This is a genomic window from Faecalibacterium sp. BIOML-A1, assembly GCF_009679715.1.
Classification (GTDB): Bacteria; Bacillota; Clostridia; order Oscillospirales; family Ruminococcaceae; genus Faecalibacterium; species Faecalibacterium taiwanense.
Map to the genome: position 1 here is coordinate 1 of NZ_WKZJ01000008.1, position 16,628 is coordinate 16,628.

Genomic DNA, 16,628 nt, shown 5'->3' on the forward strand with positions numbered 1-16,628 from the left:
CTCCGTCACCCTCGCTACTCCAAGGCCAGCATTTGAATGATGTTTGTCATGGGCAGCGGATGGTTGGCGGATTTTTTTATTTTAGGGCTTGACTTTTAATAGTTAGTCTTCGTCAGAGATTTATAGGCTTCTGCCACTTTGCCTTTCGGGTCATGGACAAAGATGCTCTTACCCGCCGCGCTGATTTCCGCTGCACGGACGGAGTGGGGAATCGTCTGACCGAACACTTTGATGTGCTTTCCGTATGCCTGCCGGATCAGCGTGTCGATTTGTCGGCCATAGTTGGTGCGGTTATCTGTCATCGTCAGCAGGATACCTTCGATTTTCAGCTTTGGGTTGATCTGCCGATGCACCTTGTTGATGGTCTGCAAAAGCTGTTCCAGACCTTTCGCGGAAAGGTACTGTGCCTGTACGGGTATCAGAGCAGTGTCTGCCGCCGCCAGCGCGTTAATGGTCAGCATCCCAAGGGAGGGAGTGCAGTCCAACAAAATATAGTCATAGTCCTGCTTTGCACTGTCCAAGACTTGCTTCAGCATTTTTTCCCGGCTCATGGTATTGACAAGGGCAACTTCCAGCCCTGCCAGCTCAATGCTGGCCGGGATGAGGTCTACACCCTCTGCATGGTGCAGCACACCTTCACCGGGCGGAATGCACTGGTCGTTCATGGCTTTCTGCATCAGGGTAGAAAGAGTAACGGGCAGTTCGTCCGGCTTCTGCCAGCCCATACTAATGGTGAGTGAACCCTGCGGGTCAGCGTCTACAAGTAGGACCTTCTTACCCTCGGCGGCAAGGCCAACACCCAGATTTTCACAGGTTGTTGTTTTGCCAGTGCCTCCCTTTTGGTTGACAATGGCAATCGTGGTTGCTTTTTTGGAAATTATTATCACCCCCGTTTCGCTAAATCGTGGTTGGTCTGATTCTGATAGTAAAGCTGCATGGTGGTCGGTGCGTTGTACAGAGAAGCGAGCAGGTATTGCTTCATGTTCCTGATTGGGCTGCTGTTCTCTGCAAGGCACTTCAACACAAATTTGATGTGGTCGGCGTTCAGCTTCATAAATCGGCTACGTACCACCTCGGCGGGCTTATCGTCCCCGGCGATGTGCAGCAGCTTGCGGTTGGTAGCACAGGTGTCCACCAGCAAATCTACGATCTGATAGATGGTGTCCTCATCATCCGGGCAGAGCCGGAGCAGAAGGTCTACCTCCAAAGACTGCGAAAAATATTCTTCCAGTTGGGCGCGCTTACTCATCCCATCCGATTCTTCGGAATAGAAGAGATTAGTCTCACTCATTTCAGTATCATTCTCTTTAGTCTTATTACACCGTGATTTTGCAGGGTCTTGACACGCGATTTTGAAGCCACAAGAATCGTCATTATCACGATTCTTGACACTCTCTTTTGAAGATTCTGCCGAAAAGTTTTTCACATATACCAAACTTGGCTTTCCTTGCCCTCGGCGTTTTCGTTCAATCAGACCAAATTTTTCAAGTTCCCGGAGCAGCTTGGTTGCTTTGTTGTCTGCGCAACACAATGCCCTCTTGACATCCTCGATTGTGAAGATGATGAACACCCGGTTTTGCTTGTCCAGCCAGCCGTTTTTCACCGACAGGCTCATGCGGTCCAGCAGGATACCATACAGGGTTTTGGCATCCGTGGACAGGCTCTGGAACCGCTGCTCCTGAAAAAGAGCCTTTGGAATGCGGTAGAAGGAGAAAAGCTCTCCAGTCTGTCCGTAGAAGTAGTCAAGGGTCATGCGGTTGGTTCATGGATAAAAAACAGCGATAATACATCGGCATCGTTGAGAAAACCTCCTTGTCAATACTTTTGGGGAAAATAAAAAGCGCAACTTTGATGTGTAAAATCAAAATTGCGCTAAGTAAGCTGTCAGAAAAAAACTTTTCTCGTAAATGACCTTCTCTCTGAGCAAAACCCATTGACACACTTGAAAATTGGGTGGTAAAATTGCCTTGTAGGCGGAGCATGATTCCTGGAAGCAGGATGCAACTGTGAACCTTTTGGGTGGATAGAACGTATCAACGCGATATTAAGCCTGTCCCCGCACTTTCGTGTGGGGGTGCGTTTCGATACCGTTCGGGAGAGCGCTTGCATGGCATGCAAGAGGTCACCGGTTCGATCCCGGTATTCTCCACCAGAAGGAAAAAGCACTACACGGAAATGTGTGGTGTTTTTTTGTTGTTGCCAAACGAGTGAGGGCTTAGCTCACCCAGAAGAGTGCCGTGCATGGACTGCAAGAGGGTCACCGTGATCAGAATCGGCCCGGTAATCTCCACCAAAAAGCACTGTACTTCGTAGGAAGTATGGCGCTTTTTTTATACAGACGCAGAAAAAGGCGGGAGCTTCCCACAAAAGGGAAAGCCACCGCCTTTGTTGATCATCGGATGAGCCAGCCGTAATCCTGTCTGCAATCTACCACATGATCTGCATAAACCGTATGATCTACGATCTGGAAGATAAGCATATAGCGTTTTTCAAACAAGATAAATCGGTAAGCATTTTTAGGAATGTATTCGCCTTTGAGCCATGGGCAGCGCTGCGGCATCTGCTCCAGAGATTTTGCAGCCTTTTCAAATTCCACTGTAAGCCGCTCTGCTGCTGCAGGGTTGACCTGTGCCAGAAATGCGGCGTGGGACACCAGCATCTGAGCAGCCCGTGCTGACACGATCACGCGGTATTTATTTTGCTGCTCCATGTCCGGCGGCCTCCTTGATCGCACTGCGCATCATGGAAGTGACCTCGTCGATCGAATAGCCCTCGCTTCCACGCATCCGGTCCTCTTCCACGGAAAGCAGCTCTTCGCGGAGCTTCAGCATTTTTTCACGGCGGTTGTAGGTTTCGATGTCCATGACGACCAAGTCACCCTCGCCGTTTTTGGTGAGAAAAATCGGCTCAGCGGTTTCTCTGCACAGATCGGCGATCTCGTTGTAGTTCTGACGAATCGCTGCAGATGGACGGATATTCATAAAAGCACCTCCTGCTCCTGAACGATCTATAATAGTAAAATTCTAATTATATTATATCCATATTGTGCAACGAAGTCAATGCGAACAGCTGTCACTTCGTTCTCCGGTTCGATCCCGGTATTCTCCACCAGATCAGAAAGGCATCACACATTGTGTGGTGCCTTTTTTGTTTTGCATTGCAGCAGGAAAACACAAAAAAATTTCTGCCCACTGCCGCAACCTGCGCGAAACGGGCTGTTTTGTGCGCGAATGGCAGACCACGGAAGGCAGAACTTGTGCTATAATATAAAAAACAGGGAAGCAGAAGGAACAGGGGGTGCAGCAATGAACCTGCAGACGGCGATCGTGGAAGACAGCAAGCCGGATGCCGAACGGTTGAAACAGCTGCTGAAAAAGGCATTTGAAAATGAGAACATATCCTGCAGCTGTTTTGCCAGCGGAGATGAATTTTTGCGGGCCGGCTGGCGCGAAGGGTATCAGGTGGTGTTTCTGGACATCTGCATGGAGGGCACCAATGGCATTGAGACGGCGCAGCGGCTGCGTGCGGCCGACCCGGACCTGCTGATCGTGTTTGTGACATCCTCGCCAGAGTACGTGTGGGATGCCTTTCCGGTACATCCATTCGATTATCTGCTCAAGCCTTATAAGGAAGAAAAGTTTGAGCAGCTGGCAGGGGAGCTGCGGCGGGTGCTGTGCCGCCAGCAGCCGGAGCTGGAGGTGCGCATTGCCCGGCAGATCGTGCGGCTGCCGCTGACCAAGATCTACTATGCTACGGCACAGAACCATTATGTGCGTGTGGTCACGGATGACGGCGAGTGCCGGGCCACGGCAAATTTTGCACAGGTGCAGGAACAGCTTCAGACCCAGCCGGAATTTCTGGTGTGCAACCGCGGCGTGATCATCAACATGTCCAAGGTGCTGCGGTTTGAGGGCGACTGCATTGAAATGCTGGATGGGACTCATCTGCCGGTGCGGCAGAAGGACAAAAACAGTCTGCTTGCCCAATTTACGCAGTACCAGTTCCGTGGTATGCAGCGGGAATTCTGACCCGGAAAGGAGAGCGCTTGTGAATTTTGCATTGTTTGGACGTTTTTTTCTGGAATTTGCAATGATGTATCCGGCAGAATACCTCTGCCTTGCCTCGCTGCAGGAGCACTTGCGTGCACCGCGTAAAACCTATGCCATCGGTGCGTCGGCGATCACACTGATGGGTCTGGCTGGCGCAGCGGTGTGCTGCATGCTGGACATGGAAACGAATTTCCTGCTCATCCCGCTGCTCATCATCAGCTTCTGGCTGCTGCGCTGGCGCACCGACCGGGAAGTATCAATCAGCCAGACCATGTTTCTGTTCTCAGTGTCGGCAGTGATGATGTCTGTGTGCACCCTGCTTGCCATTGTGCTGAACGCGGAAGCTGAGCTGGACAATGCACAGCCGGTGTTTCTGCCCAGCACCTCGGTCATCTGCCTGACCCTCTCGGTGATACTCAGCGCCATCTTCCGTTTTACGGCAGTGCGCTGGAGCCGGTGGCTGCTGCAGGAGTACCACGGCGAAGCCTTCTGGGAGTCGGCATGGCCGCTGCCGGCACTGTACGCGGCGTTTCTGGTGTTCTGTATGCCGAAGGAGATCGGCGTCATCCTGATGAACCGCATCCGCATCATCGCGGTGCTGGCAGTGAGCATCTCGCTGCTGGGCATCTTTCTGCTGCTGTACGAGATGTACCGCGTGGCAAAGGAGTATGCCCGCAGCTCCCAGCTGGACCGCGAAAACCAGCTGCTGGCCGTGGAGTCCCGCCGCTATATGGAGCTGCGCAGCTATCTGGAACAGACCCGCCACCTGCGGCACGATTTCCGCCAGCACCTGCATGTGATCTCCGGCCTGACCGAGGCCGGGCGGCTGGATGAACTGAAAAGCTACCTGAGCCAGTACGAGAGCGAACTCAGCGATGCCAGACCCACCCTGTGCGTCAACGCTGCGGTGGATGCGCTTGCCGGCCACTACGACTACGAGGCCCGGAAACAGGGCATCCAGATCGAATGGAAGCTGGAACTGCCCAAGCTCCTGCCCCTGCCGGAGGCCGACCTGTGCACCATTCTTGGCAACCTGCTGGAAAATGCGCTCCATGCCAGCCAGAAGCTGCCGCCGGAAGAACGGCAGATCAAGGTGCTGGCCCGGATGCTCAGCCCGGCCATGATGGGCCTGATGGTGGAGAACCGCTATGACGGCGTGCTGAAAAAGCAGGGCGGCGTTCTGCATTCCACCAAGCATGACGGACAGGGCATCGGCCTTGTTTCCGTCGAAACTGCCGTGCACAGGTATCACGGCAATCTGACGGTGGAAACGGGCGGCAACGTTTTCCGGGCCAATGTGCTGCTGAACCTGTAAAATATTCCTGCCCCAAGGCACCGACTTTTTTGCACAAGCCGGTGCCTTTTGATTGCACTTTTCCCGGGAAATCATGATACTTATTTATAAAAGAAAAGGCAGGAGGGGAGCATATGGCAGCAGAAAGCAAAACCGGCTGTTTCTTAAACTTTCCTAAAAAATCTTTATCCGGCCCGGCCCTCCCCTCGACGGGAGGGCTTTTTGCTGTCCGCACGACGCATACGGTCAAGTTGAAAAATGAATAAAATTTACACATAGAATGATATGATTTTAGGCTGAATGAGCAAAGAATCGAAAGAAGTCCCATAATCATATTGACATAATGGGTAATAGGGTGTAAACTACGTGCATCGGGTCGAGCAAATCCGAAAATTGAGATCATTCAGGGAGGAAACGGCTATGATGTGTTGTTGCGCAATGTGTTGTTGTACCGCAAACGCTTCCCGGACCGGCCGCCCTGCAGTATGGTATGCCGTGTGAGCATATCTGCATATTCTGTGTGGGAACACGCAGAAGGATCTGTCGCTGACCGCCTGGGAGCTTACTTGAAGAGGGAGCTTCCGGGCGTTTTGTTTTGACCCGCAAATCAGGATACAAGGGAGGAATCCGGCAATGGACTGGAATGCGATCCAGCAATATTTGCCGCTCTACCAGAAGGCCGCTGTACTTACCGTGCGGCTGGGCGTTGCAGGCATCATTTTTGCCATCATCATTGGCCTTGCCTGCGCAGTGATCCAGTATGACAAGGTGCCCGTTCTGCGGCAGATCGTGGGTGTTTACATCCAGCTGTCCCGCAACACACCGCTGCTGGTGCAGCTGTTCTTCATTTATTATGGCCTGCCCAAGGTGGGCATCCGCACCAATGCCGAGATCTGCGGCATTGCCGGTCTGGCGTTTCTGGGCGGCAGCTACATGGCCGAAGCGTTCCGCAGCGGTCTGGAAGCCATTGAGCCCATCCAGACCGAGAGTGCCTACAGCCTTGGCATGAACCGCTGGCAGACCATGCGCTACATCATTCTGCCGCAGGCCATGTCCACCAGTATGCCGGCTTTCATGGCAAATGTGATCTTCCTGCTCAAGGAGACCAGCGTGTTCAGCGCCATCAGCCTGATGGACCTGATGTTCACGGCAAAGGACCTGATCGGCATGTACTCCAAAACCATCGAATGTCTGTTTCTGCTGGTGGTGTTCTACCTTATCATTCTGCTGCCGGTGTCCATTGTGGGCAGCCTGATCGAAAGGAGGCTGCGCTATGCTGGATTTGGGTCTTGATGTCCTGTTCAAGGGCAAAAACATGGCCCGCCTGCTGGGCGGCCTTGGCGTTGCACTCAAGATCAGCGCCGTCTCGGTGATCATCAGCCTGCCGCTGGGCATCCTGCTGGGCGTGCTCATGACCTCCCGCAACCCCGTTATCAAGGCGGTTCTGCGGCTTTATCTGGAGTTCGTCCGCATCATGCCGCAGATGGTGCTGCTGTTCCTCGTTTACTTCGGCACCACCCGTGCCTTTGGGTGGAATCTTTCCGGCGAGACGGCATCCATCATCGTGTTTGTGCTGTGGGGCACCGCAGAAATGAGCGACCTTGTGCGCGGTGCGCTGATCGCCATTCCGAAGCACCAGTATGAGAGCGCCGAGGCCCTTGGCATGAGCCGTGCGCAGACCTACTGGTACATCATCATTCCGCAGACGGTGCGCCGCCTGATCCCGCTGTCCATCAACCTGATTACCCGCATGATCAAGACCACCAGCCTTGTGCTGATGATCGGTGTGGTGGAAGTGATCAAGGTAGCACAGCAGATCATCGAGGCCAACCGCACCGCCAGCCCCAACGCAGCGTTTGGCATTTATCTCACGGTTTTCGTGTTATATTTCTTCGTATGCTGGCCCATCAGTCTGCTGGCATCCTATCTCGAAAAGAAATGGAAGTGACCGTACATGGCAGAACCTATTTTGACTGTTGAACATCTGATCAAGGCCTATGGCGAGACCCCCGTGCTGGATGATATCAGCTTTGCTGTCAAGCCCGGCGAGGTCATCGTGGTGGTCGGCCCTTCGGGCTGCGGCAAAAGCACCCTGCTGCGCTGTCTGAATGGTCTGGAGCCCACCCAGAGCGGCCGGGTGCGGCTGGGCAATGAGACCGTTGCCTACGGCGGTAAAAATCTGACCCAGCTGCGCCAGCGCATCGGCATGGTGTTCCAGAGCTACGAGCTGTTCCCGCACATGACGGTGCTGGACAATGTGCTTCTGGCACCCACCAAGGTGCAGAAGCGCCCCAAAGCGGAAGTGCAGCAGGAGGCCGAAGCTCTGCTGGACCGTGTGGGCCTGCTTGCCAAGAAAAACAGCTACCCGCGGGAGCTTTCCGGCGGCCAGAAGCAGCGCGTTGCCATCGTGCGCGCACTGTGTATGCACCCGGAGATCCTTCTGTTTGACGAAGTGACTGCTGCCCTTGATCCGGAAATGGTGCGCGAGGTGCTGGACGTTATGCTGGACCTTGCCAAGCAGGGCAAGACCATGATCATTGTCACCCACGAAATGCAGTTTGCCCGCGCCATTGCCAACCGCGTCATCTTTCTGGATGGCGGCAAGATCGTGGAAGAAGCTGCACCGGCCGAGTTCTTTGACCAGCCCAAGACCGAGCGCGCGCAACGCTTCCTGCGCACCTTCACGTTTGATGCTGTGAAATGAGTCACAGATCAAGATAAAGGCTGCGGGTGTTCCGCAGCCAAATGGGAAAGATTTTGTAAAGGAGTAATCATTATGAAACAGTCTAAGATCTCTCGTCGTTCCTTCCTGCTGGGTCTGGGTGCAGTTTCCGCTGCCGCTGTTCTGACCGCATGCGGCGGCTCTTCTTCTGCTTCCACTGCAGCATCCGGCAGCGCAGCATCCGGCAGCAGCGTGGTCTACCGCACTCTGGATCAGATCAAGGAGTCCGGCACCATCAACATCGGCGTGTTCTCCGATAAGAACCCGTTCGGCTATGTGGACGAGAACGGCGAATATCAGGGCTATGATGTCTACTTTGCACGCCGTCTGGGCGAGGATCTGGGCGTGGAGATCAACTTCGTTTCCACCGAGGCTGCAAACCGCATCGAGTACCTGCAGACCGGCAAGGCGGATGTGATCCTGGCAAACTTCACCGTGACCCCGGAGCGCGCAGAGGAAGTGGACTTTGCTCTGCCTTATATGAACGTGGCTCTGGGTGTCATTTCTCCGGACAGCAATGTTATCACCACTCTGGACAACTGGAACGCTGACGACCAGATGATCGTCATTTCCGGCACCACCGCCGAGACCTACCTGACCAAGGAGTACCCCGACATTCCGCTGCAGAAGTACGATTCCTATGCAACGGCCAAGAATGCACTGGAGAATGGCAACGGCGTGGCATGGGCCAACGATAACACCGAGGTCATTGCATTTGCAAAGCAGAACACCGGCTACACGGTCGGCATTCCCTCTCTGGGCAGTCAGGACACCATTGCTCCCGCTGTGAGCCAGGGCAACACCACCGTTCTGGATTGGCTGAACGAGGAGATCAAGGCTCTGGGCGAAGAGAACTTCTTCCACAAGGACTATGAGGAGACTCTGGTGGATACCTACGGCCTTGACTATGAGGATGAGCTGGTCGTTGAGGGCGGCGTGACCGGCGGCGCAGATGCCGCATCCAGCGAAGCTGCTTCTTCGGAAGCCGCATCTTCTGAGGCTGCTGCTTCCGAAGTAGCTTCCAGCGCAGCCGCACAGTAAATAAAAACACCGAGCGGGCAGGAGAGGGCTGAACCTTTCCTGCCCGTTTTTGCATTGCACCATCTGCCGGAACGTGCTATACTGAAATAAAACAACTCCTGTCTGAAAAAACCTGAAAAAGAGGGGATGTTCCCAATGAAACGTGCCTATACGAACGGGATCCTGCTGGATGGCACCGAGCAGATGCAGCCGGAAGCGCACAAGATCCTGCTGACCGAGGATGATAAGATCATTGCCATTGTCGATGAGGGCGTGGATCTGGACGGTTATGAGGTGATCGATCTGCACGGAGGCTATCTGTGCCCGGGCCTGATCAACCTGCATGTGCATCTGGCAGGCAACGGCAAGCCCAGCGCAAAGCCGCGGGATAATGCTGCGCTGGTGCGCAAAATTCTGAGCAATGGCCTGACCCGTGCGGTGGCCTACAGGCTGGTATGCAGCTACGCGAAGCTGGAACTGCTGGGTGGCGTGACTACCATCCGCACCGTGGGCGGCATTGCAGATTTTGACACCCGCTGCCGGGACGATGCCGCTGCAGGCAGACTGCTGGCACCGCGCATCCTTGCTGCCAACGAAGGCATTTCGGTGCCCGGGGGACACATGGCGGGCTCGGTGGCAGTTGCGGCCCATAACAATGCCGAAGCACTTGCTCAGCTCAAAAAGGCCAGCGGACAGAAGGTGGATCTTGTCAAGCTGATGATCACCGGCGGTGTGCTGGATGCTGCGGAAAAGGGAACCCCCGGCGAGCTGAAGATGAAGCCGGAAATGGTCAAAGCCGTCTGCGACGAGGCCCACAAGCTGGGCTATACCGTGGCGGCACACACCGAGTCGCCAGAAGGCGTAAAGGTGGCGCTGGAAAACGGCGTGGATTCCATTGAGCACGGCGCAAAGATGGATGATGAGACCATCCGGCTTTACAAGGAGAGGGGAGCCTTTGTGTGCACCACCATCTCCCCGGCGCTGCCCTACGCACTGTTTGATACGGCGGTTTCCGGCGCTTCGGAAAAGGACCAGTATAACGGCAAGATCGTGTTTGACGGCGTGGTGGAAAGCGCAAAGACCGCCCTTGCCAACGGCATCCCGGTGGCCTTGGGCAACGATGTAGGCTGTCCGTACATCACCCAGTACGATTTCTGGCGGGAGCTGTGCTACTTCCACAAATACTGCGGTGTAAGCAACCAGTTCGCCCTGTACACGGCCACCCTGCGCAATGCTCAGCTGGCCGGAGTAGGAGACGTGACCGGTTCCATTGAGCCGGGCAAGAGCGCAGATTTTATTGTGACAAAGCACAACCCGCTGGAAGACCTGCGTGCGCTGCAGCATCTGGAACTGGTGGTCTGCCGCGGCCATGTGATCAAAAAGCCGAACCCCAAGCGGAACAAAACGGTGGATGCCCTGCTGGACCCGTACCTCGAATAATACTGAAAAAGCAAGGAGAGACGATCGGTCTTTCCTTGCTTTTTCGTTCACATGCCTGCCATCACGGCCATGATGCTTTGCCAGCTCTTGTTGCGGGCAGCGGGCACAGTGGTGCGGCGGCGTGCGGGTGCAGAGCCGGAAGAGACCGTATTCATGGCGGTCATCGGCACCGACGGATGGAAGAATACGGCTGTATCACCGGCCAGCCACTGGGCGGCAAGGCGGGCTGCCTGCGGGTCGGCCTGCAGGGTGCGGCGCTCGGCACCGGCCAGATGATCCGCCAGCCAGTAGAGGATGGCACCCAGCGGCAGGCTGGGCAGAACATCCTGACTCCAGTAGGTCCAGCGGGCACCGGCCCCTACAAAGCTCTCCACGGTAATAACGGCACCGGTGCGGGCGTTCTGCGGGATGCTGCCCCGATAATCGATACCGGCGCACTGGCGAAGCTCGGCGGTGATGCGCTGGGTGCGGGCCAGATCCAGCCGGTCTTCCCGGCAGTAGGCGCGGAAATCGGTCTCGTCGATCAGGCCGTCGGCGCTGGAAGGAAAGCGGCCCACCAGCTGGCCATCGGCGTTGTGGCACAGCTGCCAGCCCTTGCGGAACAGCTGGAAGTTCAGGCAGCGGCGACCCATGGTGGAGTAGCACAGAATGGAGGTGCTCTCACCGGGCAGCTGCTTCAGCTCCAGGCAGGCATCGTTGCCGCAGGTGTCCTGCAGCTTTACCGTTAAAAGCAGCTGCGCACCGGGGTGCTGAGCTGACATAGCGTTGTGCATGGCATCAAAATAACGGTTGGCATCCATGATCGGTTCCCTCCTGAAACTATAACACAGCAGTTCGTTGTATAACGGATGGGCACTGCGCCAAACGACCCGGTGCACAGCAGGCGGCTTACGCAGGAATGTTTTATTGACTGAACATAGTATAGCATACTTCACAACGGAAAACAACTATAAGTTTGTAGAAAAACAAAATATTTCCGCGCATCCTGCAACAACGACCCGAAACATGGTTGTTGCAAGAGCGAATCAGTTGTGTTCTGTATCAAAAACAGCCCACAGACGGCAAGGCCAAAGCCTCCCATCTGTGGGCTGTTCTGGTAAAATATGGTTCAATCGCCCAGTTCACGGATCTCGTTTTGGATCAGCCGCCCGGCCGCGCGGGCCAGTTGGTCCATGCCGCGGATACGGGCCATGTTTTTGCCGTAGATCTGTGCAGCGGCACCGGCAGAGCTGTCCTCACCCATGAACACAGCCGACACCCGGATGCCCATGCGCTGCAGCGCACGCACCTGCGCGGCAGTGTCAGCCACACCGGCAGCGTCCTCGTAACCGCAGCCCAGCGGGTTTTCTGCACTGGGCGGGATGCGGCGGCTGTCGTTGGGCGAAGCGTCCGTCAGCACGATGAGCAGATGCCGCGGCGCAGGACCGGGCGCATACTGCAAAAGGTCGCCTGCGGCCCGCAGAGCAAGGCCGTCACGGTTCCAGCCGGAAGCAAAATATCGGTTGATGTTTTGCAGGTTTTTGTCTGCAAAGCCTTTGAGCACCCGCAGTACGGTGTAGCCCCGCAGGCTGCTGAAGCTGGACACCCGCACCGGGATCCCGCAGGCCGCAAGGCTCTGGGCCAAAATGGATCCTTGAGCCGCGATCACTTCCTGACAGTGCAGGCGGGAAGCGGATGCGTCCAATAAAAGGTCTACCGTAAAAGAGGGCTGGTTCTCTTCCTCGGCACACAAAAACACCCGGTCATCGTTCAAAAGTGGTGCGCGCCAGATGCGCCCAGCGTTCAGGTTGCCGCTGCGGGCAACACGGGCGTTGGGCTGCTGGTGCACAAGGATGCAGTTGCGGATCTGCTCGGTGAGCCGCAGCACCACACTGCGGTGCAGTTCCCGATTTTTGGCGTAATAAGCGCGGTTGCGGTCGGCCTGCAGCTCAGCCTGTTCAGCCAGATGCTTTGCTTCCGGTGTGGGAGCCTGCTCCGGGCTGGGCACACCGGCACTGAACCACAAATGGCACCCCAGATGGTCGCCCACACAAAGCTCCTGCTCAGCCTTGCGCAGCCGTTCCGGCGGGTAGAGAGAGCGGCCGAAGCAGCTTTCGATGTAGGCTCTGTCCTGCGCGGCATCCTGCTTCAGGGTGATGTGGGCCCTGCGCTTGTCCACCGCCAGTCCACCGCCTACGGCATCCACGGAGTTTGAGTGCTCCACGGTCACGCGGTCCGTTTTGATCATCTGGGTGGGCATGGCTTTGGTGGCAAGCTTTGCCAGCAGGCCGTCCAGATGCAGATGCAAAGCTGCTCTCTGGTGCACAGTGCCGTCGAACAGGTTGAATTTTGCGTAGATCGATAAAATTTCGGCTTTCAGTTGTTCCGGCTCCGGCACATGCTCCGGGGCCAGCGCGGCAGCAAGGCCGGACTCATAAGGGGTCATCACCGGGTCGGCACGGCCCAGCACACGCCGCCAGCGTGCAGCCTGCATGGTGTAGACCAGCTGATTTTTTGCCATCCACTCCTGACGGGAGAGCTTGTATTGAATCGCAAAAAAGTAATCTGCATGGGCATGGCGCAGCGCTTCCAGAACCGGGCGGCGGGGCAGCTCCAGCCGATAGGCGGCGTTTTCCAGATACAGCCATGTCATGTCGTCCAGCATCGTCTGCCGCAGATCACCGTCCCATGCGTCAAAGACGCTGCGGATCAGCGCGTCACCGTAATATTTGTGGATGAGGCCCACGACAGTGTTCATGTAAAAATCGGTGGTGCCGTCGGTATAGCGGGCCAGAAACAGCGGCTCAAAGCCATAGGCTCCTGCAGCAGCCCAGACCTGATTGGCCGCACGCCGCTCCTGCGCGGTGTAACTCTGGGCGTCCATCAGCCAAAGAGCTTGGCGGCATCCAGCTTGGCCGGAATGCGCGCTGCGATCACATCACGGATCAGGCCCTGCTCGTAGGAGTCAAAGGCCTTGTTGGTGATGCCCATATCCAGTGCCGCGCCTGCCGGGATGCCGCGCCGGATCAGCCGCAGGGCATCCAGCATACCGCGCAGATCCAGCGCCTTGGTGGAAATTTCCGCACTGTCGCACTTTTTCTGCAGGTCAAGGAACAGCAGTGCAAACTGGCGCACATACTTGGAAGCAAGATCGGGGAACTGCGTCCGCAGCAACTTTTCCAGATCGTCCTGCGTAATGGTGGGCATCTGGATGACCACGAAACGGGAGGTGAGGGCCTCGTTCAGCTCACGGGTGCCGGCATAACCGTAGTTCATGGTGGCAATAAAGCGGGTCTCCTCCGCCAGCGGGATGCGGTCGTAGCCGGGCACATCGATGGCACGGCGGAAGTCCAGCACCGCGTGCAGCACGGCCAGCGCTTCGTTTTTGGCCATGTTGATCTCATCCAGCACACCAAAGCCGCCGCACTGGGCGCAGCGGTATACCGGGCCGGGCCGGAACACCACCTGACCGTCCACAAAAGTGTCCATGCCGATGAGGGATGCTGCGTCCATGTTCACATGGAAGGAGATGTCCCATGCGGGACGGCCAAAGGCGGCGGCAAGGTTCTCGGCCAGCACGTTTTTGCCGGTGGCTTTTCCGCCTGCCAGCAGCAGGTTTTCGCCGCAGAGCAGCGCCGCCAGCGCCTGCTCCCACACCTGTTTGCCGTAGTAGGTAAAGGCAGGGGAAGGAATGCGCGGGCGCAGTGCGTCCGGCAGGGCATGGGCAGCGCGGTACTGTTGGACTGCTTCCAGCAGAGCGGGGTCTACCCCTTCCTGCTGCAGAGTTTCAAGGAGATCAGACATTTGTACAAACACCTCGATTTTGCCGGTTGTCTGGCACAAACCGGCTGTTCAGCTTTATCATAGCACAATCGTGGGGATTTGTGTAGGGGGCACGTGGCGAAAAAATAGCAAAGAGAGGCGGCCCCAAACAGGGACCGCCTCTCTTCATGAAGAAAGAAGAAATGGAAAAACGCTTAAGTTGTGCCGGAAAACCGCGCTGGATCAGGCGTTATCCAGACCCGCCATCTGCTTGACGGCCTTCATGGCGAAGGTCAGGGTGCGGCCCATGGCCACACCAGCCATCAGGCAGGGGTAGTTGTTGGCAAAGAAGCTGCCGGACATATCACCGGTGATATACAGGCCCTCCATGGGCTGGTTGTTGTTGTCCAGCGCCTGACCCTTTTCGTTGATGGCAATGCCCTGCTCGGTGGTCAGCAGAGAGGCACCCAGCCAGCAGCCATAGAAGGGCGCGGTGCGGATGGCACTCAGGCGGTAAGCGGGCTTGCCGAAATCCTCATCGTTCTGCTTGTCGTACAGCTCATTGTAGCGCTCCACGGTAGCAAGGAAGGTGTCCTTGGCAGCACCGGTAAAGCCCATCTTGTCAGCCAGCTCGTCCAGCGTATCGCACTTGAACAATGCACCGGCCTCAATAGCCTCGTCCATCTTACCCTGAATGTACTTCTCGCCGCCGTTGCGGGTCTGGGCAGAGCAGCCGATGGTGTGGAAACGCTTTGCGTCCTCCAGAATGTTGGCATCGCAGATCTGTGCGTAGACGCGGCCCGGCTGGTGGGCAGCAGCGTAGACGATATCGTTGTAGGGGCAGCTCTCGTTGGCAAAGCGCTCGCCGTTGCGGTTCACCTTCAGGAAGGGCTGGGTACCGGGGTTGTACTGGCGGATCTTGCCGGGGAAGGCCTTGCCGCCAAAGGCAGTGTCGCTATCCACATAGCCGCCATCCACGCCGGGGGCAACAACGCCGCGGTCAAACAGCATGGGAGCGGCTTCCTTGTCCAGATTGGCACCGGCCCATACAGCAGCGCGGATGCCGTAGCCCTTGTCGGCGGGGGAGTAGGAGCAGGCGGTGGTCACGCTGGTGCCAAGCGGGTCCAGCTGCTCCATCATGTAGGGGTTGCCGGGGAAACCGCCGCAGGCCAGCAGCACGCCCTTGTTGGCGTTGTAGCGGATAAAGTGGTCATCTTCGGTGCTCTGGGCGATGATGCCGGTAATGCGGCCCTCGCTGTTCTTTTCCAGCTTGGCCAGACTGGTCTTGAAGTCCACATCGTAGCCCAGCTCCTGAATGTACTGCAGCAGCAGCTCGTTGCGGGCCAGACCAGATGCGCTTTCGCTGGCCATGTAGTTATGCTCCTGCACAGGGAAGAGGTAGTCGGTATTGTGCTCAGCATTCTCTGTGGGCCATGCAGCCTCGCTGCCGGAGGTGAAATCGCACACCCAGCCGTACTTATCTTCCAGAATGCTGCGCATGAAGTCGTGCATAGCGGCAGACTCATTGATCCAGGTCTTGACGACGCGCTGGTCACACTTACCGGAGGCGTAGCGGGAGATCTCGCTCAGCAGCTTGGCGCGGTCGGCGGGCTTTTCACCGGCCTCCTTGGCGGCAGCGGAGTCGATAGCGCCGTACCAGTGGCGGGTGTCCTGTACGTTGGCGTTCTGCTCAATAACGCGGAAATTCAGGCCGTTCGCAGCTGCATAGGCGGCAGCAAACATACCGCCGTTGCCTGCACCCACAATGAGGATGTCGGTGTCCACGGTCTCAGTGATGGCAGTCTCGTCGATATCAGGCTCTTTGCCCAGCCAGTCGTTTGCGTCGCCTGTGGGCAGCTGCACGCTGGACACCACAGCCTCACCCTTTGCCTGTGCATAGCAGCTCTTGGCGGCCTTCATCACGGCATCGGAGGTGATGGTAGAGCCGGAAACGCCGTCGATCTCGGCAGAACCGGCAGCCATCAGCTGCTCACGCAGCTCATCGGCAGCGGCAGCGCCGAAAGAAGCGGTCTCGCCGGAGGTGTCCACCACCACGTCGGTGACAGCGCTGTCGGAGAAGGTCATGGTGACCTTGACGGTGGAGGAGATGCCCTCGGCAGTGCCCTCGTAGGTGCCGGGAATGTACTGACCGGCGGCACCGGAGGCAGTGGAGCTGGAGGCGGAATTGCAGGCGGCCAGAGCACCGGCAGTGACACCGCTCATGGCGGCGGCAGCGGCGATCTTCAGAAAGCCTTTGCGGGAGATCTTATTCATAGGGATGCTCTCTTTCTCTTTTCTCTTCTTATCGTGCAGCAGGGTGAAAACCACTTTGCTGAATCTTTAACAATTGTAGCGTAGAGTG

The 16,628-nt window shown here is 56.6% G+C and carries 16 protein-coding genes; 8 read left to right on the forward strand and 8 right to left on the reverse strand.

The window, feature by feature from the left end; translation table 11 throughout:
- Positions 1-95: 95 nt before the first annotated feature.
- The 4 genes from GKG36_RS09540 to GKG36_RS09555 all read right to left on the reverse strand — a co-directional run bounded on the left by GKG36_RS09540 (position 96) and on the right by GKG36_RS09555 (position 2,981).
- Positions 96-884: a ParA family protein gene (locus tag GKG36_RS09540; protein ID WP_173012950.1), complete on the reverse strand. Its 789-nt coding sequence runs from the start codon at positions 882-884 to the stop codon at positions 96-98.
- Complete coding sequence (locus GKG36_RS09545; RefSeq protein WP_154260442.1) at positions 884-1,753, reverse strand: DUF6017 domain-containing protein; 870 nt, start codon at positions 1,751-1,753, stop codon at positions 884-886. Before GKG36_RS09545 ends, GKG36_RS09540 begins: the two co-directional genes overlap by 1 nt.
- Positions 1,754-2,392: 639 nt before the next feature.
- Complete coding sequence (locus GKG36_RS09550) at positions 2,393-2,710, reverse strand: type II toxin-antitoxin system RelE/ParE family toxin (RefSeq protein WP_097775322.1); 318 nt, start codon at positions 2,708-2,710, stop codon at positions 2,393-2,395.
- Positions 2,694-2,981 carry a type II toxin-antitoxin system Phd/YefM family antitoxin gene (locus GKG36_RS09555; protein ID WP_097775323.1) on the reverse strand — a complete coding sequence of 96 codons (288 nt, stop codon included), beginning with the start codon at positions 2,979-2,981 and terminating at the stop codon, positions 2,694-2,696. Before GKG36_RS09555 ends, GKG36_RS09550 begins: the two co-directional genes overlap by 17 nt.
- Before the next feature lie 324 nt (positions 2,982-3,305).
- Here GKG36_RS09555 and GKG36_RS09560 point away from each other — a divergent pair, with 324 nt between their 5' ends.
- The 8 genes from GKG36_RS09560 (at position 3,306) to GKG36_RS09590 (ending at position 10,525) form a co-directional block, all read left to right on the forward strand.
- Positions 3,306-4,028, forward strand: a complete 723-nt coding sequence (locus GKG36_RS09560; RefSeq protein ID WP_173012943.1) for a LytTR family DNA-binding domain-containing protein — start codon at positions 3,306-3,308, stop codon at positions 4,026-4,028.
- A 19-nt stretch (positions 4,029-4,047) separates the two neighbouring features.
- Positions 4,048-5,364, forward strand: coding sequence for a GHKL domain-containing protein (locus tag GKG36_RS09565; protein WP_242961887.1), 1,317 nt, complete (start codon positions 4,048-4,050; stop codon positions 5,362-5,364).
- Between the two features lie 113 nt (positions 5,365-5,477).
- Positions 5,478-5,609, forward strand: a complete 132-nt coding sequence (locus tag GKG36_RS14980) for a hypothetical protein (RefSeq protein WP_275541414.1) — start codon at positions 5,478-5,480, stop codon at positions 5,607-5,609.
- 367 nt (positions 5,610-5,976) lie between these two features.
- Positions 5,977-6,636 (forward strand): amino acid ABC transporter permease, encoded by a 660-nt coding sequence (locus GKG36_RS09570; RefSeq protein WP_005945726.1) that lies wholly within the window; start codon positions 5,977-5,979, stop codon positions 6,634-6,636.
- Positions 6,617-7,291, forward strand: a complete 675-nt coding sequence (locus GKG36_RS09575) for an amino acid ABC transporter permease (RefSeq protein WP_005945729.1) — start codon at positions 6,617-6,619, stop codon at positions 7,289-7,291. The genes GKG36_RS09570 and GKG36_RS09575 overlap by 20 nt, the downstream gene beginning before the upstream one ends.
- Before the next feature lie 6 nt (positions 7,292-7,297).
- Positions 7,298-8,047, forward strand: coding sequence for an amino acid ABC transporter ATP-binding protein (locus GKG36_RS09580; RefSeq protein ID WP_154260446.1), 750 nt, complete (start codon positions 7,298-7,300; stop codon positions 8,045-8,047).
- Between the two features lie 72 nt (positions 8,048-8,119).
- Positions 8,120-9,106 (forward strand): substrate-binding domain-containing protein, encoded by a 987-nt coding sequence (locus GKG36_RS09585; RefSeq protein WP_154260449.1) that lies wholly within the window; start codon positions 8,120-8,122, stop codon positions 9,104-9,106.
- Positions 9,107-9,241: 135 nt separating this feature from the next.
- Positions 9,242-10,525 (forward strand): amidohydrolase family protein, encoded by a 1,284-nt coding sequence (locus GKG36_RS09590; protein WP_154260451.1) that lies wholly within the window; start codon positions 9,242-9,244, stop codon positions 10,523-10,525.
- A 47-nt stretch (positions 10,526-10,572) separates the two neighbouring features.
- Here GKG36_RS09590 and GKG36_RS09595 read toward each other — a convergent pair whose 3' ends face one another.
- From GKG36_RS09595 to GKG36_RS09610, 4 genes are all read right to left on the reverse strand, one after another.
- The gene (locus GKG36_RS09595) at positions 10,573-11,325 is read right to left on the reverse strand and encodes a hypothetical protein (protein WP_154260453.1); all 753 of its coding nucleotides are present in this window, start codon (positions 11,323-11,325) and stop codon (positions 10,573-10,575) included.
- 308 nt (positions 11,326-11,633) lie between these two features.
- Entirely contained in the window at positions 11,634-13,388 is a 1,755-nt protein-coding gene (locus tag GKG36_RS09600; RefSeq protein WP_154260455.1) for a hypothetical protein, read from the reverse strand.
- Positions 13,388-14,308 (reverse strand): MoxR family ATPase, encoded by a 921-nt coding sequence (locus GKG36_RS09605; protein WP_120080198.1) that lies wholly within the window; start codon positions 14,306-14,308, stop codon positions 13,388-13,390. The genes GKG36_RS09600 and GKG36_RS09605 overlap by 1 nt, the downstream gene beginning before the upstream one ends.
- A gap of 201 nt (positions 14,309-14,509) precedes the next feature.
- On the reverse strand, positions 14,510-16,540 hold the full coding sequence (locus tag GKG36_RS09610) for an FAD-binding protein (RefSeq protein WP_154260457.1): 2,031 nt from the start codon (positions 16,538-16,540) through the stop codon (positions 14,510-14,512).
- Positions 16,541-16,628 lie beyond the last annotated feature (88 nt).

Coding starts and splice junctions, on each gene's coding strand:
- GKG36_RS09585 (WP_154260449.1), top strand. CDS start 8,120: ATGAAACAGTCTAAGATCTCTCGTCGTTCCTTCCTGCTGGGTCTGGGT.
- GKG36_RS09580 (WP_154260446.1), top strand. CDS start 7,298: ATGGCAGAACCTATTTTGACTGTTGAACATCTGATCAAGGCCTATGGC.
- GKG36_RS09605 (WP_120080198.1), bottom strand. CDS start 14,308: ATGTCTGATCTCCTTGAAACTCTGCAGCAGGAAGGGGTAGACCCCGCT.
- GKG36_RS09545 (WP_154260442.1), bottom strand. CDS start 1,753: ATGACCCTTGACTACTTCTACGGACAGACTGGAGAGCTTTTCTCCTTC.
- GKG36_RS09570 (WP_005945726.1), top strand. CDS start 5,977: ATGGACTGGAATGCGATCCAGCAATATTTGCCGCTCTACCAGAAGGCC.
- GKG36_RS09555 (WP_097775323.1), bottom strand. CDS start 2,981: ATGAATATCCGTCCATCTGCAGCGATTCGTCAGAACTACAACGAGATC.
- GKG36_RS09575 (WP_005945729.1), top strand. CDS start 6,617: ATGCTGGATTTGGGTCTTGATGTCCTGTTCAAGGGCAAAAACATGGCC.
- GKG36_RS09595 (WP_154260453.1), bottom strand. CDS start 11,325: ATGGATGCCAACCGTTATTTTGATGCCATGCACAACGCTATGTCAGCT.
- GKG36_RS09560 (WP_173012943.1), top strand. CDS start 3,306: ATGAACCTGCAGACGGCGATCGTGGAAGACAGCAAGCCGGATGCCGAA.
- GKG36_RS09600 (WP_154260455.1), bottom strand. CDS start 13,388: ATGGACGCCCAGAGTTACACCGCGCAGGAGCGGCGTGCGGCCAATCAG.
- GKG36_RS14980 (WP_275541414.1), top strand. CDS start 5,478: ATGGCAGCAGAAAGCAAAACCGGCTGTTTCTTAAACTTTCCTAAAAAA.
- GKG36_RS09610 (WP_154260457.1), bottom strand. CDS start 16,540: ATGAATAAGATCTCCCGCAAAGGCTTTCTGAAGATCGCCGCTGCCGCC.
- GKG36_RS09550 (WP_097775322.1), bottom strand. CDS start 2,710: ATGGAGCAGCAAAATAAATACCGCGTGATCGTGTCAGCACGGGCTGCT.
- GKG36_RS09590 (WP_154260451.1), top strand. CDS start 9,242: ATGAAACGTGCCTATACGAACGGGATCCTGCTGGATGGCACCGAGCAG.